This is a genomic window from Pantoea sp. B_9, from assembly GCF_008632015.1.
Classification (GTDB): Bacteria; Pseudomonadota; Gammaproteobacteria; order Enterobacterales; family Enterobacteriaceae; genus Pantoea; species Pantoea dispersa.
The window spans coordinates 1,113,793-1,140,533 of record NZ_VWVL01000001.1; the positions used below are offsets into that span (position 1 = coordinate 1,113,793).

General features: G+C 58.2%; 25 protein-coding genes. 23 read left to right on the forward strand and 2 right to left on the reverse strand.

Annotation, left to right across the window (positions count from 1 at the left end):
• Positions 1–54: 54 nt before the first annotated feature.
• Complete coding sequence (ubiF, locus tag F3I21_RS05335) at positions 55–1,227, reverse strand: 3-demethoxyubiquinol 3-hydroxylase (RefSeq protein ID WP_150058443.1); 1,173 nt, start codon at positions 1,225–1,227, stop codon at positions 55–57.
• A gap of 469 nt (positions 1,228–1,696) precedes the next feature.
• Here ubiF and miaB point away from each other — a divergent pair, with 469 nt between their 5' ends.
• The 9 genes from miaB (at position 1,697) to F3I21_RS05380 (ending at position 11,001) form a co-directional block, all read left to right on the forward strand.
• Positions 1,697–3,121: a tRNA (N6-isopentenyl adenosine(37)-C2)-methylthiotransferase MiaB gene (miaB, locus tag F3I21_RS05340; protein WP_021508568.1), complete on the forward strand. Its 1,425-nt coding sequence runs from the start codon at positions 1,697–1,699 to the stop codon at positions 3,119–3,121.
• A 205-nt stretch (positions 3,122–3,326) separates the two neighbouring features.
• The gene (locus F3I21_RS05345; protein ID WP_058757893.1) at positions 3,327–4,400 is read left to right on the forward strand and encodes a PhoH family protein; all 1,074 of its coding nucleotides are present in this window, start codon (positions 3,327–3,329) and stop codon (positions 4,398–4,400) included.
• On the forward strand, positions 4,397–4,870 hold the full coding sequence (ybeY, locus tag F3I21_RS05350) for an rRNA maturation RNase YbeY (RefSeq protein ID WP_150058444.1): 474 nt from the start codon (positions 4,397–4,399) through the stop codon (positions 4,868–4,870). The genes F3I21_RS05345 and ybeY overlap by 4 nt, the downstream gene beginning before the upstream one ends.
• Positions 4,871–4,952: 82 nt before the next feature.
• Positions 4,953–5,834, forward strand: coding sequence for a CNNM family magnesium/cobalt transport protein CorC (gene corC / locus F3I21_RS05355; RefSeq protein WP_021508571.1), 882 nt, complete (start codon positions 4,953–4,955; stop codon positions 5,832–5,834).
• A 4-nt stretch (positions 5,835–5,838) separates the two neighbouring features.
• Positions 5,839–7,365, forward strand: coding sequence for an apolipoprotein N-acyltransferase (gene lnt, locus F3I21_RS05360; protein WP_150058445.1), 1,527 nt, complete (start codon positions 5,839–5,841; stop codon positions 7,363–7,365).
• Positions 7,366–7,802: 437 nt separating this feature from the next.
• Positions 7,803–8,696, forward strand: a complete 894-nt coding sequence (locus F3I21_RS05365; RefSeq protein ID WP_021508573.1) for a glutamate/aspartate ABC transporter substrate-binding protein — start codon at positions 7,803–7,805, stop codon at positions 8,694–8,696.
• 161 nt (positions 8,697–8,857) lie between these two features.
• On the forward strand, positions 8,858–9,598 hold the full coding sequence (locus F3I21_RS05370) for an amino acid ABC transporter permease (RefSeq protein ID WP_021508574.1): 741 nt from the start codon (positions 8,858–8,860) through the stop codon (positions 9,596–9,598).
• Positions 9,598–10,275 (forward strand): glutamate/aspartate ABC transporter permease GltK, encoded by a 678-nt coding sequence (gene gltK, locus F3I21_RS05375; protein WP_021508575.1) that lies wholly within the window; start codon positions 9,598–9,600, stop codon positions 10,273–10,275. Before F3I21_RS05370 ends, gltK begins: the two co-directional genes overlap by 1 nt.
• Positions 10,276–11,001, forward strand: a complete 726-nt coding sequence (locus F3I21_RS05380; protein WP_058757895.1) for an amino acid ABC transporter ATP-binding protein — start codon at positions 10,276–10,278, stop codon at positions 10,999–11,001.
• Positions 11,002–11,325: 324 nt separating this feature from the next.
• Here F3I21_RS05380 and F3I21_RS05385 read toward each other — a convergent pair whose 3' ends face one another.
• Positions 11,326–11,808 carry a zinc ribbon-containing protein gene (locus F3I21_RS05385; protein ID WP_021508577.1) on the reverse strand — a complete coding sequence of 161 codons (483 nt, stop codon included), beginning with the start codon at positions 11,806–11,808 and terminating at the stop codon, positions 11,326–11,328.
• Positions 11,809–12,030: 222 nt separating this feature from the next.
• On the opposite strand from F3I21_RS05385, the gene leuS reads away from it, so the two are divergent.
• From leuS to F3I21_RS05455, 14 genes are all read left to right on the forward strand, one after another.
• Positions 12,031–14,613, forward strand: a complete 2,583-nt coding sequence (gene leuS, locus F3I21_RS05390) for a leucine--tRNA ligase (protein ID WP_150058446.1) — start codon at positions 12,031–12,033, stop codon at positions 14,611–14,613.
• Positions 14,614–14,627: 14 nt separating this feature from the next.
• On the forward strand, positions 14,628–15,227 hold the full coding sequence (gene lptE, locus F3I21_RS05395) for an LPS assembly lipoprotein LptE (RefSeq protein ID WP_021508579.1): 600 nt from the start codon (positions 14,628–14,630) through the stop codon (positions 15,225–15,227).
• Positions 15,224–16,255 (forward strand): DNA polymerase III subunit delta, encoded by a 1,032-nt coding sequence (gene holA, locus F3I21_RS05400; protein ID WP_021508580.1) that lies wholly within the window; start codon positions 15,224–15,226, stop codon positions 16,253–16,255. Before lptE ends, holA begins: the two co-directional genes overlap by 4 nt.
• On the forward strand, positions 16,248–16,892 hold the full coding sequence (gene nadD / locus F3I21_RS05405; protein WP_150058447.1) for a nicotinate-nucleotide adenylyltransferase: 645 nt from the start codon (positions 16,248–16,250) through the stop codon (positions 16,890–16,892). The genes holA and nadD overlap by 8 nt, the downstream gene beginning before the upstream one ends.
• Before the next feature lie 92 nt (positions 16,893–16,984).
• Complete coding sequence (gene rsfS, locus F3I21_RS05410) at positions 16,985–17,302, forward strand: ribosome silencing factor (protein ID WP_021508582.1); 318 nt, start codon at positions 16,985–16,987, stop codon at positions 17,300–17,302.
• Positions 17,303–17,305: 3 nt separating this feature from the next.
• Positions 17,306–17,776, forward strand: coding sequence for a 23S rRNA (pseudouridine(1915)-N(3))-methyltransferase RlmH (rlmH, locus tag F3I21_RS05415; RefSeq protein WP_058757899.1), 471 nt, complete (start codon positions 17,306–17,308; stop codon positions 17,774–17,776).
• Between the two features lie 34 nt (positions 17,777–17,810).
• Positions 17,811–19,715, forward strand: a complete 1,905-nt coding sequence (mrdA, locus tag F3I21_RS05420) for a peptidoglycan DD-transpeptidase MrdA (RefSeq protein WP_021508584.1) — start codon at positions 17,811–17,813, stop codon at positions 19,713–19,715.
• 8 nt (positions 19,716–19,723) lie between these two features.
• The gene (gene mrdB / locus F3I21_RS05425) at positions 19,724–20,836 is read left to right on the forward strand and encodes a peptidoglycan glycosyltransferase MrdB (RefSeq protein WP_031279886.1); all 1,113 of its coding nucleotides are present in this window, start codon (positions 19,724–19,726) and stop codon (positions 20,834–20,836) included.
• A gap of 10 nt (positions 20,837–20,846) precedes the next feature.
• Positions 20,847–21,947, forward strand: coding sequence for an endolytic peptidoglycan transglycosylase RlpA (gene rlpA, locus F3I21_RS05430; RefSeq protein ID WP_150058448.1), 1,101 nt, complete (start codon positions 20,847–20,849; stop codon positions 21,945–21,947).
• 118 nt (positions 21,948–22,065) lie between these two features.
• Positions 22,066–23,277 carry a D-alanyl-D-alanine carboxypeptidase DacA gene (dacA, locus tag F3I21_RS05435; protein ID WP_021508587.1) on the forward strand — a complete coding sequence of 404 codons (1,212 nt, stop codon included), beginning with the start codon at positions 22,066–22,068 and terminating at the stop codon, positions 23,275–23,277.
• A 93-nt stretch (positions 23,278–23,370) separates the two neighbouring features.
• The gene (gene ybeD, locus F3I21_RS05440; protein ID WP_010618866.1) at positions 23,371–23,634 is read left to right on the forward strand and encodes a DUF493 family protein YbeD; all 264 of its coding nucleotides are present in this window, start codon (positions 23,371–23,373) and stop codon (positions 23,632–23,634) included.
• 69 nt (positions 23,635–23,703) lie between these two features.
• On the forward strand, positions 23,704–24,354 hold the full coding sequence (gene lipB, locus F3I21_RS05445) for a lipoyl(octanoyl) transferase LipB (protein WP_150058449.1): 651 nt from the start codon (positions 23,704–23,706) through the stop codon (positions 24,352–24,354).
• 176 nt (positions 24,355–24,530) lie between these two features.
• Positions 24,531–25,496, forward strand: coding sequence for a lipoyl synthase (gene lipA / locus F3I21_RS05450; protein WP_058757902.1), 966 nt, complete (start codon positions 24,531–24,533; stop codon positions 25,494–25,496).
• Between the two features lie 156 nt (positions 25,497–25,652).
• A complete protein-coding gene (locus F3I21_RS05455; protein ID WP_150058450.1) occupies positions 25,653–26,702 on the forward strand; it encodes a hypothetical protein in 1,050 nt (349 codons plus the stop codon).
• Positions 26,703–26,741: the final 39 nt, after the last annotated feature.

Sequence of the window (26,741 nt, forward strand, 5' to 3'; positions counted from 1 at the left end):
AATTTCACGCCTTATACAACAGATGGCGCCGCCACGATTGCGGCGCCCGGTGTGTTACAACCCCAGCGCGTAACGCAGCACCTGACGCTTGAGCACGCCAGCATTCTCTGCCGCAATCAGTCCAAGGTTACGCACCACACGCAGCGGCGGCAGCGCGTTGCTAAAGGCGAAGTAGAACAGATCCATACCGCCCTGCATCAGCAAATTATCTTTGTAGCGCTGACGGTGATAACGCTGCAGAACCGGCAGCGATGACCAGCGCTGCGCCTGACTGCGCGCGTCCACCAGCGTATCAATCAGCGCATCCACATCGCGGTAGCCGAGATTAACCCCCTGCCCGGCCAGCGGATTGATGGTGTGTGCAGCATCACCGACCAGCGCCAGGCCCGGCAGCACGTAGCGTGTGGCATGGCGGCGCACCAGCGGAAACGACGCCGTGTTCTTCACCTGGAAGCGGCCGACGCGCGCCGGGAAGTTGGCCTGTACTTCTTTGGCCAGCTGGCTGAGCGGCAGATTTTGCAGCTGACGGATCCGCGCCGGCGCGTCGTACCACACCAGCGAAGCGTGGCGATCGAACAGCGGCAGAAACGCGCGCGGACCGTCCGGCGTAAATTGCTGCCAGGTGGCATCGCCAGCCTCGTGTTCACACTCAACGCTGATTAGCATGCAGGATTGCGCATAGTTCCAGCCGCGCACGCCGATACCCGCCAGCTGTCGCACACGCGAATTAGCACCATCGGCCCCCACCACCAGCTGGCTATCCAGCGTGCTCCCGTCATCCAGCTGCAGCTGCCAGCCGCCGCTGTGCGCCTGCAGCGTCTGCAGTGAGGCCGGACACAGCAGCGTTACGCCATCCTGCTGCATCTGCTCCCACAGCGCGCGCTGCAGCACGCTGTTTTCCACCATATAGCCCAGCTCGGGAATGCCCAGTGCAGCGGCGTCAAAGGTGACGTGCGCGCTTTGCCACTCCCAGGTTTCCAGCTTGCGGTAGGGCGCGCTGCGCATCGCCTGGACACGCGGCCAGACATTGAGCTGGCGCAGCAGCGCCACCGATGACGCACCAATGGCGGAGATGCGTATATCCGGCGCCAGGCTGGCGTCAAACGCGGCCGGTTCAGCACGCTCAATCACCGCCACGCGAAACTGCTGTTGCGCCAGACCACAGGCCAGCGCGGCACCGACCATGCCGCCGCCCACCACCACCACATCAAACTGTGAATCCTGCATTGACTCTTATCCTTCTGATTGCCGTGACGCCTTGCGGCAGCACTCTATGTGGCAAAGTGTACCGGAAATTTACCGCACCAGCAGAAAAGCCCTGCTAACCTTGTGCTTCAGACGGCTCAGCCGCGCGAAGTATAACCGGGCATCATGCCCTGAATAATTCGTGCGCCAGGAAGGCGGCAAGCAAGGATCTCCCCGGGAGCTTACATCAGTAAGTGACCGGGAGAGCCGCGCGCAGCCAACGCACCTGGCGTGCGAAATATAACCGGGCATCATGCCCTAAATAATTCGTGCGCCGGGAAGGCGGCAAGCAAGGATCTCCCCGGGAGCTTACATCAGTAAGTGACCGGGGGAGCCGCGCGCAGCCAACGCACCTGGCGTGCGAAGTATGACGGGCATGCTGGTCACACCCGCGCCAAAGCATTACAATACGCGCCCTGCACTTCTCTGCTCAGAATCAATGGCTAGTTCAATGACCAAAAAACTGCATATCAAAACCTGGGGCTGTCAGATGAACGAATATGATTCATCGAAGATGGCTGACCTACTGAACAGCACGCACGGCTATACCCTGACGGAGGAAGCCGAAGACGCAGACGTACTGCTGCTGAATACCTGCTCCATCCGTGAGAAGGCGCAGGAAAAAGTGTTTCACTTGCTGGGACGCTGGAAGAAGCTGAAGGCGAAGAATCCTGAGCTGATTATTGGCGTGGGCGGCTGTGTGGCTTCGCAGGAGGGCGATAAAATTCGCCAGCGCGCGCAGTGCGTGGACATCGTTTTTGGCCCGCAGACGCTGCATCGTCTGCCGGAGATGATTAATCAGGTGCGCGGCAGCAAAAGCCCGATTGTTGACGTCTCGTTCCCGGAAATCGAAAAGTTTGATCGCCTGCCGGAGCCGCGTGCTGAAGGGCCTACGGCTTTTGTCTCGATCATGGAAGGCTGCAATAAATATTGCACTTTCTGCGTGGTGCCTTATACGCGCGGCGAGGAAGTAAGCCGTCCCTGCGATGACATCCTGCTGGAAGTTGCCCAGCTGGCGGCGCAGGGCGTGCGTGAAGTGAATCTGCTGGGGCAGAACGTCAACGCTTATCGCGGCGCGACCTTTGACGACCAGATTTGTACCTTTGCCGAGCTGCTGCGTCTGGTGGCCGCGATTGACGGAATTGACCGGATTCGTTTCACCACCAGCCATCCGATTGAGTTCACCGACGACATCATCGACGTTTATCGTGATACGCCGGAGCTGGTGAGCTTCCTGCACCTGCCAGTGCAGAGCGGTGCCGATCGTATTCTGACGCTGATGAAGCGAGCGCACACTGCGCTGGAGTACAAAGCGATTATCCGTAAGCTGGTGGCCGCGCGCCCGGATATCCAGATCAGTTCAGATTTCATCATTGGCTTCCCGGGCGAAACCCAGCAGGATTTCGAGCAGACCATGAAGCTCATCGGCGAAGTTAATTTCGACACCAGCTTCAGCTTTATCTATTCGGCGCGTCCGGGGACGCCAGCGGCCGATCTGCCGGACGACGTGCCGGAAGAGGAGAAGAAGCAGCGTCTGTACATTTTGCAGGATCGCATCAATCAGCAGGCGATGGCATGGAGCCGCCGCATGCTTGGTACCGTTCAGCGTATTCTGGTGGAAGGTACCTCACGTAAGAATGTGATGGAGCTGACCGGCCGTACCGAAAACAACCGCGTAGTCAACTTTGAAGGCGACGTGCGCATGATCGGTAAATTTGTTGATGTCGAAATCGTCGATGTTTATACCAATTCGCTGCGTGGCGTCGTGGTTCGCACCGAAGAGGAGATGGGCCTGCGCGTCGCGGAGAGTCCGGCATCGGTGATTGCGCGTACGCGTAAAGAGGATGAGATCGGCGTGGGCCTGTATCAACCTTGAGACCGCGATTACTGAGCGACAGCGCACAACGCGCTGTCGCCTGTTTCATCCCGCAGCCCTTGCTTTCCGCAGCTGCCGCCCAAATATCTCCCCTGAAGCTTGCGCCCGGGCGCGACCCCATAAATAATTCCGTAAAGATGCTGACGCCTGGCGTGCGGTATCTGCTATTTCTTTCAACTGGCCCTGAGTGACCCAAAGGATTCATTTGAATATCGAAACTCGTGAAATCGCCCTTGAACCGGCAGACAATCGTCGACTGATGAGCCTGTGCGGTCCGTTTGATGACAACGTAAAACAGCTGGAGCGCCGTCTGGGCATTGAGATCAATCGCCGCGACAACCTGTTTAAGCTGGTCGGCCGCGCGCTGAGTGTCGAGGCGGCCGCCAATATTCTGCGTTCGCTGTATGTTGATACCGCGCCGGTGCGCGGCCAGATCCCGGACATTGAACCGGATCAGATCCATCTGGCGATCAAAGAGAGTCGCGTGCTGGAGCAGACGGCCGACAGCGTGCCGGAGTACGGTAAAGCGGTAAACATCAAGACCAAGCGCGGCGTGATTAAACCGCGTACGCCAAACCAGGCGCAGTACATCGCCAATATTCTCGATCACGACATCACCTTCGGCATTGGGCCGGCCGGGACCGGGAAAACCTATCTGGCGGTCGCCGCCGCGGTGGATGCGCTGGAGCGGCAGGAAATTCGCCGTATTCTGCTGACGCGTCCGGCGGTCGAAGCCGGCGAAAAGCTCGGCTTCCTGCCCGGCGATCTCAGTCAGAAAGTCGATCCTTACCTGCGTCCGCTGTATGACGCCCTGTTTGAAATGCTGGGCTTCGAGCGCGTCGAGAAGCTGATGGAGCGCAACGTGATTGAAGTCGCGCCGCTGGCCTACATGCGCGGCCGTACGCTGAATGACGCGTTCGTGATTCTCGATGAGAGCCAGAACACCACCATCGAACAGATGAAGATGTTCCTGACGCGTATCGGCTTCAACTCCAAAGCGGTGATTACCGGTGACGTGACGCAGATTGACCTGCCGCGCAGCACCAAATCCGGTCTGCGCCACGCCATTGAAGTGCTGGCCAACGTGGAAGAGATCAGCTTCAACTTTTTCCACAGCGAAGACGTGGTGCGTCATCCGGTGGTCGCACGCATTGTTAATGCTTATGAAGCCTGGGAAGAAGCGGACCAGAAACGCCGTGATAAACTGGCGGAAGAGCGTAAGCGTGAGGCGCAGGCGGCACAAACTGCCAGCCAGCCGACGCCGCAGGAGCCTTCATGAGCACGGTGATTTTAGATTTGCAGCTGGCATGTGCCGATGAAAACGGCCTGCCCGCAGAAGCGGCGTTTCAGCGCTGGCTGGAGGCGGCGGTCACGCCGTTTCAGCCTGAGAGCGAAGTCACGATACGGCTGGTCGATGAAGCGGAGAGTCATGAGCTTAATCTGACTTATCGCGGCAAAGATAAGCCAACTAATGTGCTGTCGTTTCCGTTCGAAGCACCGCCGGGCATTGAGCTGGCGCTGCTGGGCGACCTGATTATTTGTCGTCAGGTTGTTGAGCAGGAAGCGGCCGAACAGGGCAAAAGCCCTGAAGCGCACTGGGCACACATGGTGGTTCACGGCACGCTGCATCTGCTGGGTTATGACCATATTGAAGACGAGGAAGCTGAAGAGATGGAAGCGCTCGAGACCGAGATAATGCTTGCTCTTGGCTATCCCGATCCGTACATTTCGGAAAAAGAAGACGCCTGAACCGCCGGTTCAGGACATTGCGCTGCTGGCGAGGATGCCGGCAGTTCCTTTCCCTCATTCGAGAGAACTAAATAAAAACGCCATGAGCGACGACCATTCTCAAAACAACGACGCACCCAGTAGTAAAAAGGGTTTTTTCTCCCTGCTAATCAATCAGCTTTTCCACGGCGAACCCAAAAACCGTGACGAACTGCTGGGGCTGATCCGCGATTCTGAGCAAAAAGAGCTGATCGACCAGGACACCCGCGACATGCTGGAAGGGGTGCTGGATATTGCCGAACAGCGCGTGCGCGACATTATGATCCCGCGCTCGCAGATGATAACCCTGAAGCGCAACCAGAGCCTTGAAGAGTGCCTGGCGGTGATTATTGAATCTGCCCACTCGCGCTTCCCGGTAATCAGCGAAGATAAAGACCATGTTGAAGGCATTCTGATGGCGAAAGATCTGCTGCCGTTTATGAGCAGCAGCGCAGAGCCATTCAGCATGGAAAAAGTGCTGCGCCCGGTCGTGGTGGTGCCTGAGAGCAAGCGTGTCGATCGCATGCTCAAAGAGTTCCGCTCGCAGCGCTATCATATGGCGATCGTCATTGATGAGTTCGGTGGTGTCTCCGGACTGGTGACCATCGAAGATATCCTTGAGCTGATCGTCGGCGAAATTGAAGACGAATATGACGACGAAGAAGATCGCGATATCCGTCAGCTCAACCGCCACACCTATACGGTGCGTGCGCTGACGCCGATTGAGGATTTCAATGAGGTATTTGGTAGCGATTTCAGCGATGACGAAGTCGATACCATTGGCGGTCTGGTGATGCAGGGATTCGGCCATCTGCCGGCGCGCGGTGAAAGCATCGACATTGAGGGTTACCAATTCAAAGTTGCGATGGCTGACAGCCGCCGTATCATCCAGGTGCATGTGAAAATTCCGGAAGACTCTCCGCAACCGCAACTGGAAGACGAATAATTTTATGGCATTAGCCTCTCTCTACTCGCAGCAGCGGGTTCGCCTGCTGCTGGCGTTAATTCTGGGTGCCGCGGGCACCCTTTCCTTTTCCCCGTATGATTTCTGGCCCGCCGCCCTGCTCTCTCTGGCCGGTTTGCAACTGCTGTTGCTGGATCGCCGCAGCGCGCAGGCGGCAGGTATCGGTTTTGCCTGGGGCTTTGGCCTGTTCGGCAGCGGCATCAACTGGGTGTACGTCAGCATTGCGACGTTTGGCGGCATGCCCGGCCCGGTCAATGTGTTCCTCGTGGTGCTGCTCGCCGCCTATCTGGCGCTCTACCCGCTGCTGTTTGCCCTGCTGCTGAACCGCTTCTGGCCGCGGGCCACGCTGTGGCGCATGGCGCTGGCGGCACCGGCGCTGTGGCAGATCACCGAGTTTCTGCGCGGCTGGGTGCTGACCGGCTTTCCGTGGCTGCAGTTTGGCTACAGCCAGATCGATGGGCCGCTGAAAGGCCTGGCGCCGCTGGCTGGCGTGGAAACCATCACCTTCCTGCTAATGGTGATTGCCGGCCTGCTGGCCTCGGCCTGCTACCACCGCAGCGTGAAAAACCTGATTATCGCCGTCGCGCTGCTGCTGCTGCCGTGGCCACTGCGGATGCTGCAGTGGTATGAGCCGCTGCCGCAGCGCAGCGTCAATGTAGCGATGGTGCAGGGCAATATTCCGCAGTCAATGAAGTGGGATCCGCAGCAGCTGCTGACCACGCTGCGCGTCTATACCGCATACAGCAAGCCGTTTTTCGGCAAAGCGCCAATCATCATCTGGCCGGAGTCGGCAATTACCGATCTGGAGAGTAATCAGCAGCCGTTTCTGCATGCGCTGGATGACGAACTGCGCGCGCGCGGCAGCACGCTGATCACCGGCATTGTTGATTCGCGCGTGGAGAGCGATAACCGCTATCACGATTACAACTCGGTGATTGTGCTGGGCGGCGCGCAGCCTTACAGCTATCAGAGCCGCAACCGCTACCAGAAAAACCACCTGGTGCCGTTTGGCGAGTTTGTGCCGCTGGAAGGTCTGCTGCGTCCGCTGGCGCCGTTCTTCGACCTGCCGATGTCCTCGTTCAGCCGTGGCGCCTACCTGCAGCCGCAGCTGAAAGTGGCGGGCTACAACCTCACCAGCGCCATTTGCTATGAGATCGTACTGGGCGAACAGGTGCGCGCCAACTTCCGTCCGGACACCAACTTCCTGCTGACGGTGTCGAACGATGCCTGGTTCGGTCATTCGATTGGTCCGTGGCAGCATTTCCAGATGGCACGCATGCGTGCGCTGGAGCTGGGTCGCCCGCTGCTGCGCTCAACGAACAACGGTGTTACCGCAGTGGTGAATGCGCAGGGAGACGTGGAGAACATCATCCCGCAGTTCACCCGCGAAGTGCTGAGCGCAACAGTCACGCCTGCCAGCGGGGAAACGCCGTATGCACGCGTCGGTATCTGGCCGGTATGGCTGCTGACGCTGGCGGGCATCGTGCTGGCGATTTTACGCCGCCGCACCTGATATCCCGCCCCCTTTACCAGGCGAAGCGCAGGCTTCGCCTTTTTTCTGCGCAGTTTTCCGCTCCCTTTATCCTTAGTCACCACCACTTTCTGCTGCCTTTTTGCCCGCTCTCCGCGTACTGGCACGATCATTGCTAATTATTTCAGTGGTTTTAGCAACATCCGTGATTTGTCAGCGTAATGCCACGTTTGCGCACCATGATCTGGCACCGAAGCGCACTTAATTGGCGCAGAGGCTGTTTTTTGCCTCTTATTGGTGCGGAGCGGCTCGCAAAAAACGAACTTTTTTGTTTCATTACGTTAACAATTCGCTATGTTAATCACTATCCTGCGCGCAGTTGCGCTAAGGGATAATTAAAAAAGCAGCAGGAAATACACACAACATCACAATCTGCGCAGTTTATGTTCTGCGCAACATTCACACGAAGGAGTAGGAACATGCAGATTCGCAAAGTGGCATTATCGCTTCTGCTGTTGGGCGCAGCAGCGGGCGCGGCCCAGGCGGAAGATCTCACCGGCACCCTGAAAAAAATCAATGATAGTGGCGTGATTGTCGTGGGGCACCGTGAGTCATCCGTTCCCTTTTCTTACTACGACAACCAGCAGAAAGTGGTGGGCTATTCGCAGGACTACTCCAACGCCATTGTTGCCGCCATCAAAGCGAAACTGAATAAGCCGGATCTGCAGGTCAAAATGCTGCCGATCACCTCACAAAACCGTATTCCGCTGCTGCAGAACGGCACCTACGATTTCGAGTGTGGCTCGACCACCAATAACGTAGAACGTCAGCAGCAGGCGGCGTTCTCTGACACCATCTTCATCATCGGTACGCGTCTGCTGGTGAAAAAAGGTGGCGACATTAAAGATTTCGCCGATCTGAAAGGCAAAACCGTGGTCGTCACCTCGGGCACCACCTCTGAGATTCTGCTGCGCAAGCTGAATGACGAGAAGAAAATGGATATGCGCATCATCAGCGCGAAAGATCACGGTGACTCGTTCCGCACGCTGGAAACCGGTCGCGCAGTGGCCTTCATGATGGATGACGCGCTGCTGGCCGGTGAACGTGCCAAGGCGAAGAAACCGGATAACTGGGAAATCACGGGTACGCCGCAGTCCAAAGAAGCCTACGGCTGCATGCTGCGTAAAGACGATGCGCCGTTTAAACAGCTGATGGATGACACCATCGCCAAAGCGCAGACGTCGGGTGAAGCCACCAAATGGTTCGATACCTGGTTCAAACAGCCAATTCCGCCGAAGAACCTGAACCTGAACTTCGAGCTGTCTTCTGACATGCAGGCGCTGTTTAAAGCACCGAACGACAAAGCACTCTGAATTAACAATGAAAACAAGGGCGGCACTGCTGCCCTCTCGATTGCTGAACACGCGGTGCGGACAGACAGACTGTAACAGGCCGTTCCCCTGAAGCAGGACACAAGACACCGCTCAACAATCTTATGGGTAGCCTCGCTACCCTTTTTTTACCGGAGCTCGTTATGGGTATCGATTGGAACTGGGGCATCTTTTTACAGCAGGCTCCGTTCGGCAATACGACTTACCTCGGCTGGCTGTGGTCCGGATTTCAGGTGACCGTCGCGGTCTCCTGCTGCGCCTGGATTATCGCCTTCCTGGTAGGTTCCTTCTTTGGCATTCTGCGTACCGTGCCTAATCGCTGGCTGTCCACGATTGGCACCTGCTACGTGGAGCTGTTTCGTAATATCCCGCTGATAGTGCAGTTCTTCTTCTGGTATCTGGTGGCGCCAGAACTGGTCGGGGAGAAGCTCGGCATGTGGTTTAAGGCTGAACTGGACCCGAACATCCAGTTTTTCCTCTCTTCAACCATCTGTCTCGGTCTGTTCACCGCCGCACGCGTGTGTGAGCAGGTGCGCGCCGCGATTCAGTCGCTGCCGCGCGGCCAGAAAAACGCCGGTCTGGCGATGGGCCTGACACTGCCGCAGACCTACCGCTACGTGCTGCTGCCTAACGCCTACCGCGTGATTGTGCCGCCGATGACCTCGGAAATGCTTAACCTGGTGAAGAACTCCGCCATCGCCTCTACCATCGGTCTGGTCGACCTGGCGGCGCAGGCGGGCAAGCTGCTGGATTACTCGGCGCATGCCTATGAATCTTTCACCGCTATCACCCTGGCCTACGTCGGTATTAACCTGGTGATCATGCTGATTATGAGTCTGGTAGAACGCAAAATCCGCCTGCCCGGCAACCTGGGAGGCAAATAATGTACGATTTTGACTGGAGTTCGATTCCGCCCAGCCTGCCCTATCTGCTGAACGGCATGATCATTACGCTGAAAATCACGGCGGTGGCGGTGGTGTTTGGCATTATCTGGGGCACCATTCTGGCGGTGATGCGTTTGTCCGCGTTCGCCCCGATCCGCTGGTTCGCCAAACTGTACGTGAACCTGTTCCGCTCGGTACCGCTGGTGATGGTGCTGCTGTGGTTCTATCTGGTGGTTCCCAGCTTTCTGCAGCAGGTGCTTGGACTGTCGCCAAAAACCGATATCCGCCTGATCTCCGCCATGGTGGCGTTTGCGCTGTTTGAAGCCGCTTACTATTCGGAGATTATCCGCGCCGGTATCCAGAGCATCTCACGCGGTCAGTCCAACGCGGCGCTGGCGCTGGGTATGACGCAGTGGCAGTCGATGAAGCTGATCATCCTGCCGCAGGCGTTCCGCGCCATGGTGCCGCTGCTGCTGACGCAGGGCATCGTGCTGTTCCAGGATACCTCGCTGGTGTATGTGTTAAGCCTGGCGGACTTCTTCCGCACCGCGTCCACCATCGGTGAACGTGACGGTACCCAGGTAGAAATGGTTCTGTTTGCCGGTCTGGTCTACTTCGTGATCAGCCTGAGCGCTTCGCTGTTGGTAAGTTATCTGAAAAGAAAAAGGACGGTTTAAATGATTAGCCTGAAAAATGTTTCTAAGTGGTATGGGCACTTTCAGGTGCTGACCGACTGCTCCACCGAAGTGAAGAAAGGTGAAGTAGTGGTGGTCTGCGGGCCGTCCGGCTCGGGTAAATCGACGCTGATTAAAACGGTGAACGGGCTGGAGCCCGTGCAGCAGGGTAGCATTCAGGTGAACGGTACCGAGGTGAACAACAAAAAAACCAATCTCGCTCAACTGCGCAGCAAAGTGGGCATGGTGTTCCAGCACTTCGAACTGTTCCCGCATCTCAGCATCATTGATAACCTGGTGCTGGCACAGGTGAAAGTGCTGAAGCGCGACAAAACTGCCGCACGCGACAAGGGCCTTGCCCTGCTGAAGCGCGTGGGTCTGGCGGCGCATGCGGAGAAATTCCCTGGTCAGCTGTCTGGCGGTCAGCAGCAGCGCGTCGCCATCGCCCGTGCGCTGTGCATGGATCCTATCGCTATGCTGTTCGATGAACCGACTTCCGCACTGGATCCGGAGATGATCAACGAAGTGCTGGACGTCATGGTGGAATTAGCCAACGAAGGCATGACGATGATGGTGGTGACGCACGAGATGGGCTTTGCACGCAAAGTGGCGAATCGTGTCATCTTTATGGACGAAGGGAAGATCGTTGAAGATACCAACAAGGATGACTTCTTCAGCAATCCGCAGTCCGACCGCGCCAAAGACTTCCTCGCGAAGATCCTGCACTGATACTCACCATTCTGGCGGTCCACGGACCGCCAGCGTCAGGGCTTATCTTGCCCCTCCTGCCCTTCACCAAAATCGATATATTGCTGCTGTGATGCGCACCATTAAGCTTCATCATCGCGGTAACTAAATGCGCGCATACCGCCGCACCTGTTTTTTACGGCAGAAGGGATCCTGAACTAAGCCGGACGTCACGCGGCAGGGATGCCGCGTGTCGAGGCACGCAGGGATGCGGGTTTTGCCGATCCGGGCGTGTTCAGGTTCCCTTCTGGCAGTCCGCACGCCTTCAGCAACAATACTTTTTTTGCTTCAGAGCACGGTGATAATTCAGGGCTCAAACGGCTGACGCTGGAACTGATCGTGGCCGCACTCCGGGCAGCGCGTCAGGCTTTCCGGGGTGTAAATCGCCCGGGTAAAGCCGCACTTTTCACACACCAGGTTACCCAGACCCACCACTTCGCCGCTCTGATACACGCCGTGATGCCGCAGATCCTGAAACACTTCGCGCCACTCCAGCTGGCTCTTATCGGTGATATCGGCCAGCTCTTTCCACAGGCTTTCACGGATCACCCGCAGAAACACTGAATCGCCGAGCGCTTCGCTGGATTCCTGATAGCTGAGCGCGAACTCGTGCAAATCGCGCCGCACCGCGCGCATGACCTCGTCGACTTCGGCGGTGGTCAGCGTCTGTTTCTGCAGCAGCGCGCTGCGCGCCTCGGCGACCAGTGCGTCGACATCACGCTCGCCACGCTCCAGCCGCTGGGTTAATGCTGCTACGGTTGCACGATACTCCTGCGCCACATTATTCATTTTGTTCTCCTTTCCGCTGCGGATGCTGAGTTAAGTTTAGCCGCTTTGCCATATTTGCTGCGCTTAGCGCAGAGGAAATCGCAAAAGGGTGAAAGCGCTGGCGCATTCCGCACAAATCACGCCGCCGGAGGGCGTCAATTGTTGTTGAGGGGCGGCCTTATGGGTATGCTATGCGGATCAAAAGTGTTTAAAAAAACGATTTCACAAGGACCACAGGCAGCCATGCAAGAGCAATACCGCCCGGAAGAGATAGAATCCCGCGTCCAGCAGCACTGGGACGAAAACGAAACCTTCAAAGTGACCGAGCAGGAAGGCAAAGAGAAATACTACTGCCTGTCTATGCTGCCCTATCCTTCTGGCCGCCTGCACATGGGCCACGTGCGTAACTACACCATTGGCGATGTGATTGCGCGCTACCAGCGCATGCTGGGCAAAAACGTCCTGCAGCCGATTGGCTGGGATGCCTTTGGCCTGCCCGCTGAAGGGGCGGCGGTGAAAAACAACACCGCGCCAGCACCCTGGACCTACGACAACATCGAATACATGAAAAACCAGCTGAAACTGCTGGGCTTCGGCTATGACTGGAGTCGCGAACTGGCGACCTGTCAGCCTGAGTATTATCGCTGGGAACAGTGGTTCTTCACCAAACTGTACGAAAAAGGTCTGGTCTACAAAAAAACCTCCGCAGTCAACTGGTGCCCGAACGACCAGACCGTACTGGCGAACGAACAGGTGATCGATGGCTGCTGCTGGCGCTGCGACACCAAAGTCGAACGCAAAGAGATCCCGCAGTGGTTCGTGAAAATCACCGATTACGCCGAAGAGCTGCTCAACGACCTTGATAAGCTGGAAGACTGGCCGGAGCAGGTTAAGACCATGCAGCGCAACTGGATTGGCCGTTCTGAAGGTGTCGAGATCACCTTTGACGTGGCCAACAGCGCGGAAAAAGTCACGGTTTACACCACTCGTCCGGACACCTTCATGGGGGCAACTTATGTCGCCGTGGCAGCCGGTCATCCTCTGGCGCGCCAGGCTGCCGTCAACAACCCGGCGCTGGCTGACTTCATTGCTGAATGCAGCAACACCAAAGTCGCCGAAGCGGACATGGCCACGATGGAGAAGAAAGGCATGGCCACCGGCCTGCACGCTATCCATCCGCTGACGGGCGAAGAGATTCCGGTCTGGGTCGCTAACTTCGTGCTGATGGAGTACGGCACCGGTGCCGTGATGGCCGTACCGGGTCATGACCAGCGCGACTGGGAATTCGCCACCAAATACGATCTCAACATCAAGCCGGTGGTGCTCAACCTCGACGGTACCGTGCCGGATATCAGCGCCGCGGCGATGACCGAAAAAGGCACGCTGTTCAACTCCGGCGAGTTTGACGGTCTGGACCACGACGCCGGCTTCAACGCCATCGCCGATGCGCTGGCGGCCAAAGGCGTCGGCGTGCGTAAAGTGAACTATCGCCTGCGCGACTGGGGTGTGTCACGCCAGCGCTACTGGGGTGCGCCAATTCCGATGGTGACGCTGGAAGATGGCACCGTAATGCCAACGCCAGAAGATCAGCTGCCGGTGATTTTGCCGGAAGACGTGGTCATGGACGGTATCACCAGCCCAATCAAAGCCGATCCGGAGTGGGCGAAAACCACCGTCAACGGTCAGCCGGCGCTGCGTGAAACCGACACCTTCGACACCTTTATGGAATCATCGTGGTACTACGCGCGTTACACCTGTGCGAACTACAACGAAGGCATGCTGGATCCGGCGGCAGCGAACTACTGGCTGCCGGTCGATCAGTATGTGGGCGGTATCGAACACGCCATCATGCACCTGATGTATTTCCGCTTCTACCACAAGCTGCTGCGCGACGCGGGCCTGGTCAACTCTGACGAGCCGGCCAAACGCCTGCTGTGCCAGGGCATGGTACTGGCTGACGCCTTCTACTACGTCGGCGCCAACGGCGAGCGCAACTGGGTTTCTCCGGTTGACGTTAACGTCGAGCGCGACGAAAAAGGCCGCATCACCAAAGCCATCGACAATCAGGGCCGCGAAGTGATCTACGCGGGCATGAGCAAAATGTCGAAGTCCAAAAACAACGGCATCGACCCGCAGCTGATGGTTGAGCGCTACGGCGCAGATACCTTGCGTCTGTTCATGATGTTTGCCTCCCCGGCGGAAATGACGCTGGAGTGGCAGGAGTCAGGCGTGGAAGGCGCTAACCGCTTCCTGAAACGCGTGTGGAAGCTGGCGTACGATCACGTGGCTAAAGGCGCGACCGTGGCGCTGGATGTCAACGCGCTCAACGATGAGCAGAAAGCGCTGCGTCGCGATCTGCACAAAACCATCGCCAAAGTGGCGGATGACATCGGCCGTCGTCAGACCTTCAACACCGCGATTGCGGCAATCATGGAGCTGATGAACAAACTGCTGCGCGCGCCGCAGGAGAGCGAACAGGATCGCGCCCTGATGCAGGAAGCGCTGGTCGCCGTAACGCGCCTGCTCTATCCATTCACCCCGCACGCCAGCTACGTGCTGTGGCAGGCACTGGGTGGCGAAGGCAGCATCGACGACGCCAGCTGGCCGGTTGCCGATGAAGCGGCAATGGTAGAGGATTCGCTGCTGGTGGTGGTGCAGGTCAACGGTAAAGTGCGTGGTAAAATTACCGTGGCGCCGGATGCGACGCAGGAACAGGTGCAGGCGCGTGCGGCACAGGAGCATCTGGTGGCGAAATATCTCGATGGCGTCACCCTTCGTAAAGTGATTTATGTCCCTGGCAAACTGCTTAACCTGGTCGTAGGTTAAGTTCAGGAGGAACTGTGCGACAACTCGTTATCAGGCTGTTTGTCCTGCTGGCAGTGCTGGTCACTGCCGGCTGTGGTTTTCATCCGCGCGGCACCACGCAGGTGCCACCGGAAATGAAAACGCTGATCGTCCAGAGCGGCGATCCGTATGGCCCGCTGGCGCGCACCGTGCGTCAGCAGCTGCGCATCAACGATGTCAAAATCGTTGAAGACAGCAAAGCGGCCAGTGCGCAATACCCGACGCTGCGTCTCGGCGCGGAGAGTCAGGGACGCGACACCGCGTCGGTATTCATCAGCGGCACCACCGCCGAATACTCGCTGGTGATGACCGTCAGCGCGCAGGTGTTGCTGCCGGGTAAAGGCATTTATCCGATCAGCACCACGGTGTACCGTTCGTTCTTCGACAACCCGAACGCCGCGCTGGCGAAGGATGCCGAGCAGGATATGATTGTGCAGGAGATGCGTCAGCGTGCCGCCGAGCAGCTGGTACGTAAGCTGCTGACGGTACACGCCGCGCAGGAGAGCAACAAAGAGACGCTGCCGCAACCTGAAGTGATTGCGCCAGGCGCGGACTCACCGGAAGTGCCCTCCTCGTCAGCCACCAGTCTGCAATGATCAGGATCTATCCTGAACAACTGCGCGCGCAGCTTCGAGAGGGGCTGCGCGCCTGTTATTTTCTCACCGGTAATGAACCCCTGCTGATTCAGGAGAGCGCAGATGCCATCCGCGCTGCCGCCGCTCAGCAGGGCTTCGACGAGCATTTTTCCGTCAGCGTTGATGCGCAGACTGACTGGGAAGCGATTTTCGCCAGCTGTCAGTCGCTGAGTCTGTTCACACAGCGCCAGACGCTGACGCTGCAACTGCCGGAAAACGGCCCCAACGCCGCCATCGCCGAACAGCTGGTGAAACTGGCGGCGCTGCTGCACAGCGACATTATGCTGGTGCTGCGGATGGCGAAGCTGACCAAAGCGCAGGAAAACAGTGCCTGGTTCAAAGCGCTCAGCGCCAGTGCGGTGCTGGTGCCGTGCCAGACGCCGGAACAGGCGCAGCTGCCGCGCTGGGTGGCCGCCCGCGCGAAAGCCCTGCAGCTGAGTATTGATGACGCGGCAATTCAGCTGCTCTGCTACTGTTATGAAGGTAATCTGCTGGCGCTGGCCCAGGCGCTGGAGCGGCTGTCGCTGCTGTGGCCGGACGGCAAACTGACGCTGCCCCGCGTGGAAGAAGCGGTGAACGATGCCGCGCATTTCACGCCGTTTCACTGGGTTGATGCGCTGCTGGCCGGCAAGAGCAAACGCGCGCTGCACATTTTGCGTCAGCTGCAAAAAGAGGACAGCGAAGTGGTGATTCTGCTGCGCACGCTGCAGCGCGATCTGCTGACGCTACTGCAGCTGCAACGCCAGCAGGCGAAGCAGCCGCTGCGCACGCTGATGGATCAACAGCGTATCTGGCAGAACCGCCGTGCCCTGTTCACTGAAGCGCTGCAGCGACTGGATGCGCAACGGCTGCAGCAAGCGGTGCATCTGCTGGCTCAACTCGAACTGACCATGAAGCAGGACTACGGTCAGAATCTGTGGCCGCAGCTGGAGACGCTGTCGTTGCTGCTGTGCCATCGTGATTTTCCGCTGGGTTTAACTGATGTCTGACCTTTACGCGCTGTTTGGCGGCACCTTCGATCCAATTCATTTTGGGCATCTGCGTCCGGTCACCGCGCTGGCGCAGCAGGTTGGCCTGCAAAAAGTGACGCTGCTGCCGAACAACGTGCCGCCGCACCGGCCGCAGCCGGAAGCCAGCGCACAACAGCGCGTGGCGATGCTGCGCTGCGCCATTGCCGATCGTCCGCTGTTTGATATCGACACGCGCGAGCTGACGCGCACCACGCCGTCATGGACGGTGGACACGCTGGAAACCCTGCGCGCCGAGCGCGGTGCACAACAGCCCCTCGGGTTTATCATCGGTCAGGATTCTCTGCTAACGTTAGGAAAATGGCATCGCTGGCAGGAGCTGCTGTCGCTGTGTCACCTGCTGGTTTGTCAGCGTCCAGGCTACGCCGCGCAGATGGCTACGCCAGAGATGCAGCAGTGGCTGGATGCGCACCGCGCGCATCAAGTGCAGCAGTTGCATCGCGCACCCGCAGGCCACATCTGGCTGGCCGATACGCCGCTGTTCGACATTTCTGCCACTGAGATTCGCCAGCGCCGCCATCATGGCCTGGACTGCGCCGATCTGCTGCCGGCGGCGGTGATCGACTACATCGATCGCGCGGGCTTATATCGCGATTGATCGCCGCGTGCTATACTGCGCCGCTTCATTTTTGGCTGCGTTTTCCGGGGCATTCAGCCTGCCCATAATCACCTGTTTTTAAGGGGAACCTTTTGCAAGGCAAAGCACTCCAAGAGTTCGTTATTGATAAGATTGATGATCTCAAAGGCCAGGACATCGTTGCGATTGATGTGCAGGGCAAATCCAGCATCACCGATTGCATGATTATCTGTACCGGGACCTCCAACCGTCACGTCTCCTCCATCGCTGACCATGTGATGCAGGAATCGCGCGCGGCAGGCCTGAAACCGCTCGGCGTCGACGGCAAAGCGGCTGCTGACTGGGTTGTGGTCGATCTCGGTGAAGTGATCGTGCATGTGATGCAGGAAGAGAGCCGCCAGCTGTATGAGCTGGAAAAGCTCTGGAGCTAAACGTTGAAACTGCAGCTTGTCGCCGTCGGCACCAAAATGCCTGACTGGGTTCAGACCGGTTTCATGGAGTACCTGCGTCGCTTTCCCAAAGATATGCCGTTTGAGCTGACTGAAGTGCCGGCCGGTAAACGCGGCAAAAACGCCGACATCAAACGCATTCTGGAAAAAGAAGGTGAAGCGATGCTGGCGGCGGTGGGCAAGGGCAACCGCATTGTGACGCTGGATATTCCCGGACAGCCATGGGAAACGCCGCAGCTGGCGCAGCAGTTAGAGCGCTGGAAGCTGGACGGGCGTGATGTCAGCCTGCTGATTGGTGGGCCGGAAGGCCTGGCACCGGCGTGTAAAGCGGCAGCCGAGCAGAGCTGGTCACTGTCCGCGTTAACGCTGCCGCATCCGCTGGTGCGTGTGCTGGTGGCGGAAAGCCTGTATCGTGCCTGGAGTATTACCACTAATCACCCTTATCACCGTGAATAAACGCCTGACAACCTCCAGACAATAAACGCAGCGGATGAAATTACAGAGCAACGCTTTTCGCGATTACACTGCCGAACAGAAACTGTTTGTCCGCCGCGCCCTGGTGGCCTTTGTCGGCATCCTGCTGCTCTCCAGCGTGCTGGTGGTCAATCTGTATCATCTGCAGATCCTGCGCTTCGACGACTACAGCACCCGTTCAAACGAAAACCGCATCAAACTGGTGCCGGTCGCTCCCAGCCGCGGCATCATCTATGACCGCAACGGTGTGCCGCTGGCGCTCAATCGCACCATTTACCAGGCCGAGCTGGTGCCGGAAAAAGTCGATGATCTGAAGCAGACGCTGCAGGATCTGCGGCCGGTGCTGGATTTGACCGACGACGATATCGATGCGTTTGAAAAAGAGCGCAAGCGCTCGCGCCGATTTACCTCGATTCCGGTCAAAACCGGCCTGAATGAAGTGCAGGTCGCGCGCTTCGCAGTGAACCAGTACCGTTTCCCGGGCGTGGAAGTGAAAGGCTACCAGCGCCGCTACTATCCCTACGGCCAGACGCTGACGCACGTGGTGGGTTACGTCTCGAAAATCAACGATCGTGACGTCAAGCGCCTTGATGAAGAAGGCAAATGGCCGAACTACGCAGCCACACACGATATCGGTAAGCTCGGCATCGAAAACTATTACGAAGATGTGCTGCACGGCAAAACCGGCTACGAAGAGGTGGAAGTCAACAACCGCGGTCGCGTGATCCGTCAGCTGCATGAGCAGTCACCGCAGGCCGGACGCGATATCTGGCTGACCATCGATCTCAAACTACAGCAGTACATCGAAACCCTGCTGACCGGCAGCCGCGCCGCCGTGGTGGTGAGCGATCCGCGCACCGGTGAGATTCTCGCACTGGTCTCCACACCCAGTTACGATCCGAATCTGTTTGTCGATGGTATTTCGAGTAAAGATTATAAGGCGCTGCTCGGCGATGAGAACCGCCCGCTGTATAACCGTGCGCTGCAGGCATCGTATCCGCCAGCTTCCACGGTTAAACCTTATGTGGCGGTCTCAGCGCTCAGCGCCGGCGTGATCAACCGCAATACCAGCCTGTTCGATCCGGGCTGGTGGCAGCTGCCGGGCTCGGAAAAACGCTACCGCGACTGGAAAAAGTGGGGCCACGGTCGCCTCAACGTCACCAAATCGCTGGAAGAGTCGGCGGATACCTTCTTCTATCAGGTGGCCTATGACATGGGCATCGACCGCCTGTCGGAGTGGATGACCAAATTCGGCTACGGCCACCGTACCGGTATCGACCTGCCGCAGGAGAGTCCCGGTAACATGCCGACGCGCGAATGGAAGATGAAACGCTTTAAAAAGCCGTGGTATCAGGGCGATACCATTCCGGTCGGTATCGGCCAGGGCTACTGGACAGCGACGCCGGTGCAGATGAACAAAGCGCTGATGATCCTGATTAACGACGGCGTGATTAAAGTGCCTCACCTGCTGCGCGCCACCCGTGAAGGCAACAGCATGGTGCCGTATCGCCAGCCGCCGGATGCACCGATTGGCGACATTCATTCCGGCTACTGGGAGATCGCCAAAGACGGCATGTATGGCGTGGCCAACCGCGCCAACGGCACCGCGCATAAAAGCTTTGCCGATGCACCGTACAAGATTGCGGCGAAATCCGGTACCGCACAGGTGTTTGGCCTGAAAGAGAATGAGACTTACAACGCGCATAAAATTGCCGAACGGCTGCGTGACCATAAGCTGATGACCGCCTTCGCGCCGTACGACAAGCCGCGCGTCGCCGTCACCATGATTCTGGAAAACGGCGGTGCCGGCCCGGCGGTGGGCACCGTGATGCGCCAGATTCTCGACCACATAATGCTGGGCGACAACAATACCGTGCTGCCAGAAGCCGCACCCATGCCGCCCGGCTACGAAGGTGAATAACGATGTCGATGAACGATAGTCCCCAGAAAAGAACGATCTGGACGCGTATCCATATCGACCCGCTGTTTATGCTGATCATCATCAGCCTGCTGGCCTACAGCGCCATTGTTATCTGGAGCGCCAGCGGCCAGGATCCGGGCATGATGGAGCGCAAGCTCGGGCAGATTGCCATGGGCACCATCATCATGCTGGTGATGGCGCAGGTGCCGCCGCGCGTGTATGAAAGCTGGGCGCCCTACCTCTACATTGTCTGCGTAATTTTGCTGGTGGCGGTCGATGCCTTCGGCCACATCAGTAAAGGGGCACAGCGCTGGCTCGATCTTGGTTTTGTGCGCTTTCAGCCGTCGGAAATCGCTAAAATCGCCGTGCCGCTGATGGTGGCACGCTTCATCAACCGCGATGTCTGTCCGCCGACGCTGAAAAACACCGGCATCGCGCTGGTGCTGATTTTCATGCCGACGCTGCTGGTGGCGGCGCAGCCGGACCTCGGTACCTCCATTCTGATCGCTGCCTCCGGCCTGTTTGTGCTGTTCCTCTCCGGCATGAGCTGGAAGCTGATTGGCGTGGCCGTGCTGCTGGTGGCGGCGTTCATCCCGATTCTGTGGTTCTTCCTGATGCACGATTATCAGCGCGACCGCGTGATGATGCTGCTCGATCCGGAGAGCGATCCGCTCGGTGCCGGCTACCACATTATTCAGTCCAAGATTGCTATCGGCTCCGGCGGCCTGCGCGGCAAAGGCTGGCTGCACGGCACCCAGTCGCAGCTGGAGTTTCTGCCCGAACGTCACACCGACTTTATCTTCGCGGTGCTGGCGGAAGAGCTCGGCCTGGTGGGCGTCCTGCTGCTGCTGGTACTTTATCTGCTGCTAATCATGCGCGGGCTGGTGATTGCCGCACGCGCGCAAACCACCTTTGGTCGCGTAATGTCCGGCGGCCTGATGCTGATTCTGTTTGTGTATGTTTTCGTTAACATTGGCATGGTTAGTGGTATCTTACCGGTGGTTGGCGTGCCGCTGCCGCTGGTGAGCTACGGCGGATCGGCGCTGATTGTGTTAATGGCCGGATTTGGCATCGTGATGTCGATCCACACTCATCGAAAAATGTTATCTAAAAGCGTTTAAGAGGCTGCACATGCGTAAGGACTGGCTTGGGGTTGCTCTGGCATCACTGGTACTGGCTGCCTGTTCCACACCGGAACAGCAGACGAACACGGCCCCGCCGCAGCCGGCCTACAATGGCCCGGTGGTGGAGATTCCTGGCGTGGAGCCGCGCTATGAGCCGATCAATCCCTCTACCAGCCAGGACTACAGCGTCAACGGCAAAACCTACCGGGTGATTAAAGATCCGTCTAACTACAGTGAAGTTGGTCTGGCAACCTGGTACGGCGAAGAGGCGCAGGGCAACCGCACCGCGCTGGGTGAAACCTACGATCCGGACGCGTTAAGCGCCGCACACCCTACCCTGCCGCTGCCGAGCTACGTGCGCGTCACCAACCTGGCCAATGGCCGGCAGATTGTGGTGCGCGTCAACGATCGCGGCCCTTACACGCCGGGTCGGATTATTGACCTGTCGCGCGCCGCGGGCGATCGCCTGAATATTTCCAATAACACCCGCGTACGGGTGGATTATATCAAGGTAGCGCCGGACGGTTCAGTATCCGGTCCGGGCACCATCGGCACCACCGTGGCCAAACAGAGCTATGCGCTGCCGGCGCGCCCTGACCTGAGCGGCGGCATGGTGATGACCGGCGCCAGCAGCGCGCCCGCCCCTGCCGCACAGGACGTCCGCGCGGTGGATAACAGTTCACTGCAGAGCAACGGCAACATCGGTGCACCGGTGCAGAGCAGCGGCTTTCTCGGCGCACCGCAGCCGTTAGCCAGCGGCGTACTGGAAGGCAGCGCGTCGGCCACACCGGTTGCCGCCAGCCCTGCCGCACCGGCTGCGGCTGCGGCAGCGAGTCCGGCTCCGGCCAGCCACAGCGCCAGCGCCCATGCCGGCAGCGGTTTTGTGGTACAGGTTGGCGCCCTGAATGATGCCGCTCGCGCCCGGCAGATGGCTGACAGCCTTGGCCAGCGCTTTGGTGTACCCGGCGCGGTGGAAGCCAATGGCAACGTCTACCGCGTGCAGCTTGGCGGTTTCAGCAGCCGGGCTCAGGCCGCGGCGCTGCAGCAGCGTCTGAGCACTGAAGCGCAGATCAGCTCCTTTATTACCACGGCCCGCCCGTCAATGTGACGGGCCGTGCCCTTGCCTGCTGACACTGAGGCATAAAGCCAGATGTCGCACGATGGCAGCTTTGCTATAGTAAGGCACTTTTTTCACTCTTAACCCCACGGATGCTGTAGTCCTGAACATGAATACGCTGAAACCTTCTCGTTTTCTGAAACGCCTGACAGTGGGATCACTGGTCGCTCTCTCCCTCAGCCACGTTGCCTTTGCAGATGATGTTAATCTGAAAACCATGATTCCGGGCGTGCCGGACATCGATGCCGAAGCTTACGTGCTGATCGACTATAACTCCGGCAAAGTGCTGGCGGAAAAGAACGCGGACGCGCGCCGCGACCCGGCCAGTCTGACCAAAATGATGACCAGCTACGTCATCGGCCAGGCGGTCAAAGCGGGCAAAATCCATCAGGATGACATTGTTACCGTCGGTAAAGATGCCTGGGCAACCGGCAATCCGGTGTTCAAAGGCTCCTCGCTGATGTTCCTCAAGCCGGGCGATCGCGTACCGGTCTCTCAGCTGACGCGCGGTATCGTGCTGCAGTCCGGTAACGACGCCTGCGTGGCGATGGCCGATTACGTTGCCGGCAGTCAGGACGCATTCGTTAACCTGATGAACAACTACGTGGGCGCGCTGGGCCTGAAAAATACCCATTTCCAGACCGTGCACGGTCTTGATGCTGACGGTCAGTACAGTACGGCGCGTGACATGGCGCTGATTGGCCAGGCGCTGATTCGCGATGTGCCGGATGAATACGCGGTCTACAGAGAGAAAGAGTTCACCTTTAATAACATCCGCCAGATGAACCGTAACGGCCTGCTGTGGGATACCAGCCTGAACGTCGACGGCATCAAAACCGGCCACACCGAAGCCGCCGGCTATAACCTGGTGGCGTCAGCGACCGAAGGCCAGATGCGTCTGATCTCGGCGGTGATGGGCGGTCACACCTTCAAAGGCCGTGAAACCGAAAGTAAAAAGCTGCTGACCTGGGGCTTCCGCTTCTTCGAAACCGTGGCACCGCTGAAGGCGGGCAAAGAGTTTGCGTCTGAGCCGGTATGGTTTGGCAACAGCGATCGCGTGCAGCTCGGCGTGGAAAAAGATGCCTACCTGACCATTCCGCGCGGCCGCATGAAAGACCTCAAGGCCAGTTACGTGCTGAACAACACCGAACTGCACGCGCCGCTGCAGAAAAACCAGGTCGTGGGCAGCATCAACTTCCAGCTGGATGGTAAAACCATCGAACAGCGTCCGCTGGTGGTGCTGAACGAAGTGCAGGAAGGCGGTTTCTTCAGCCGCATCATCGATTACATCAAACTGATGTTCCATCACTGGTTCGGCTAAGGCGCGCTTGAAAAATCGCCAATCCGTCCCCAGATAAGCTACTATATTGCTCCCGCTTCGGCGGGAGCCTGTTTTTTATGCACCGGAGTTAATATGAAAACCAAACTGAATGAACTGCTCGAATTCCCGACGCCTTTTACCTACAAAGTGATGGGCCTGGCGCAACCGGAGCTGGTTGATCAAGTGGTTGAAGTGGTGCAGCGTCATGCGCCCGGCGACTACAGCCCTGACGTGAAGCCCAGCAGCAAAGGCAATTATCACTCGGTGTCGATCACCATTAACGCCACCCACATCGAACAGGTGGAAACCCTGTACGAAGAGCTGGGCAACATCGAAATCGTGCGCATGGTGCTGTAATGCTGACGCTGGTAAAGGCCGCTTTGCCAACGTTATACTCTGCCCTCCACTCGCTACCGGACTTCTGCTTTGTCTGCTAATACGCTTCTTGTTCGTCAGCTTGGCCAGCGCGACTGGCAGCCCGTCTCCGATGCCATGCATCACTTTACCGATCGGCGCGACAGCGCCACCGCCGATGAACTCTGGCTGGTAGAACACCCCGCGGTGTTTACTCAGGGCCAGGCGGGCAAAGCCGAACATGTGCTGGTGCCGGGCGATATTCCGGTGGTACAGAGCGATCGCGGCGGCCAGGTAACCTATCACGGCCCGGGCCAGCAGGTGATGTATGTACTGATTGACGTTAAACGCCGCAAGCTGGGCGTGCGCGATCTGGTCACCGCACTGGAAGAGACGGTCATCGCTACGCTGGCTGATTACGACATCAGCGCGCGTGCGCGTGCGGATGCGCCCGGCGTATACGTTGGCGATGCGAAAATTTGTTCGCTCGGCCTGCGCATCCGTAAAGGCTGCTCGTTTCACGGTCTGGCGCTCAATGTCGCGATGGATCTGGCGCCCTTCCTGCGTATCAATCCCTGTGGCTATGCCGGCATGGAGATGACGCAGATCAGCGCCTTCCGGCCCGGCGTCACGCCGGCGGACGTGCAGCCGCGCCTGGTGCAGCATTTCGCGCGCCTGACCGGCTTTAGCGACACGGAATGGCATGATGAGGCCGCGTGCTGACCTTGACCGTACGTGCGCATTTACAAAATTGTAACTTTCGCCACGGCTTATCGGCTGCTTCTGCCCCGGCGAGATGATATAATTTTTGCAATTTTTTCAAATAAAGTTGAAAGCCTGGTTCTCAGTTTGAGTGAGGAAGCTTTCAAATCGCAATCCCGACCGGAACCTGCAGATTTATGAGTAAACCAATTCAGATGGAACGTGGCGTCAAGTATCGCGATGCCGACAAAATGGCGCTGATTCCGGTAAAAACCGTGGTCACCGAACGCCAGGAAATCCTGCGTAAGCCGGAGTGGATGAAGATCAAACTGCCTGCGGATTCCAGCCGCATTCAGGGCATCAAAGCGGCGATGCGTAAAAACGGCCTGCACTCGGTGTGTGAAGAGGCTTCCTGCCCTAACCTTGCCGAATGCTTTAACCACGGCACCGCCACCTTTATGATCCTCGGTGCCATCTGTACCCGCCGCTGTCCGTTCTGCGATGTGGCACACGGTCGGCCAAACGCGCCGGACGCCAACGAGCCGCTAAAGCTGGCACAAACCATTGCCGACATGGCGCTGCGCTATGTGGTAATCACCTCGGTGGACCGCGACGATCTGCGCGACGGCGGTGCACAGCACTTTGCTGACTGCATCAGCGCCATCCGCGAGAAAAGCCCGACCATCAAAATTGAAACGCTGGTGCCGGACTTCCGCGGGCGTATGGATCGCGCGCTGGAGATCCTCACAGCTACGCCGCCGGATGTGTTCAACCATAACCTGGAAAACGTACCGCGCGTCTATCGTCAGGTGCGTCCGGGCGCCAACTACGAGTGGTCGCTGAAGCTGCTGGAGCGTTTCAAAGAAGCGCATCCGGACGTGCCAACCAAATCCGGTCTGATGGTCGGTCTCGGGGAAACCAATGCGGAAATCATCGAGGTGATGCGCGATTTGCGTCGCCACGGTGTTACCATGCTGACCCTCGGCCAGTACCTGCAGCCAAGCCGTCACCACCTGCCGGTACAGCGTTACGTCAGCCCGGCGGAGTTCGATGAGATGAAAGAAGAAGCGCTGGCGATGGGCTTTACCCACGCCGCCTGCGGTCCGTTCGTCCGCTCGTCCTATCACGCTGATATGCAGGCGAAAGGCCTGGAAGTGAAGTAATCTCCTGCCGCGATTGCGCCCTGCTGCGGCGCAATCGCAAAATTTTGCTTAAACCGCTTAATTCCTGTCGCAAATCTGTCGCTTTAACCGCTGAGGCCATAAGAGCCTGTTTATTATTTTTTATTTTCTCAGTGTTTTTTTCATAAAGGTCAGATTATGCAATCATCCTTTCATATCGATGAGCTCGATTTTATGCGGGCGGCGGATGTGTCAGGTCCATCCTCTGGTAGACCGCGAAGCGGCGCGTCGGGCGAAAGCCTGGATGCGCTAAAAGCGCGCACCACGCCCATGGATATCACTAATCCGTTCGTGACGCCCCATGCGTCGTGCGAACTGGCGTTTCTTGCAACCGCCATCAGCATCGACCACCGCTACGACGAAATTCATCTGCACCTGCCGCAAAGCGCGCAGCCTGCGTCTGCGCCCGCGCCCACACTGCCGTTCACCGAACTGCGCAGCGTAACGCCGGATGAAACGCCGTTGCTGCCAGCGCTGCCGCCGCAGGAGTCAGCGCTGCAGGCCGCTGGCGAGAGCGTCTGGCACAGCCTGCCTGAGGTTCCGGCGCTCAGCCCGGCGCTGTCGCTGGTCAGCGCGCTGCCTGCGGCATGGTATGCCGCTGAACATCAGACGCTCCACCCGTCGCCTGTCCCCACGCTCCCAGCCCGGCAGCCGCTGAGTCTGCCAGAGGTGGCTGTGCTGCGCGACATACAGCAACACGACTATGCGGTGGATTACGATGACAGCGGTGAGCCGAAAATGTTTAGCGGCACGCTGGCGGCGGGCGCTCAGGTGCTTATTTATATCGATAATGTGCTGATTGAAGTGGTAACGGGCGACGCACAGGGTCACTGGCAGTTCGCTCAGCCCGCCGATTTAAGCGCGGCACAGCATGTATTCAGTGCAGAGTTCGTCGATGAACAGGGGCATGTCAGCAGCCGTTACAATAAGTTGATTACCGTACTGCCGCAGCCTGCCGCTATTATCACGCCAATTGATGACAGCGATCTCAGCGCGATTGATTGTGCACTGATGGAACTGGCGATGCAGCAGGATGATATTGCGCCCGCTCTTCTGCCGCTGACCTTCAGCGAAGCATGGCTGGATGAGTGGCACAGCGCTGACAGCACGCTAACCGCCAGCGGCGATCACGGTGGCAACCTGCCAGGCTGGGATGAACCGCTGGAACATCACATTGTCTGGCACTAAAAAACGAAAACCAGACTGTGGCAGTCTGGTTTTTTAACG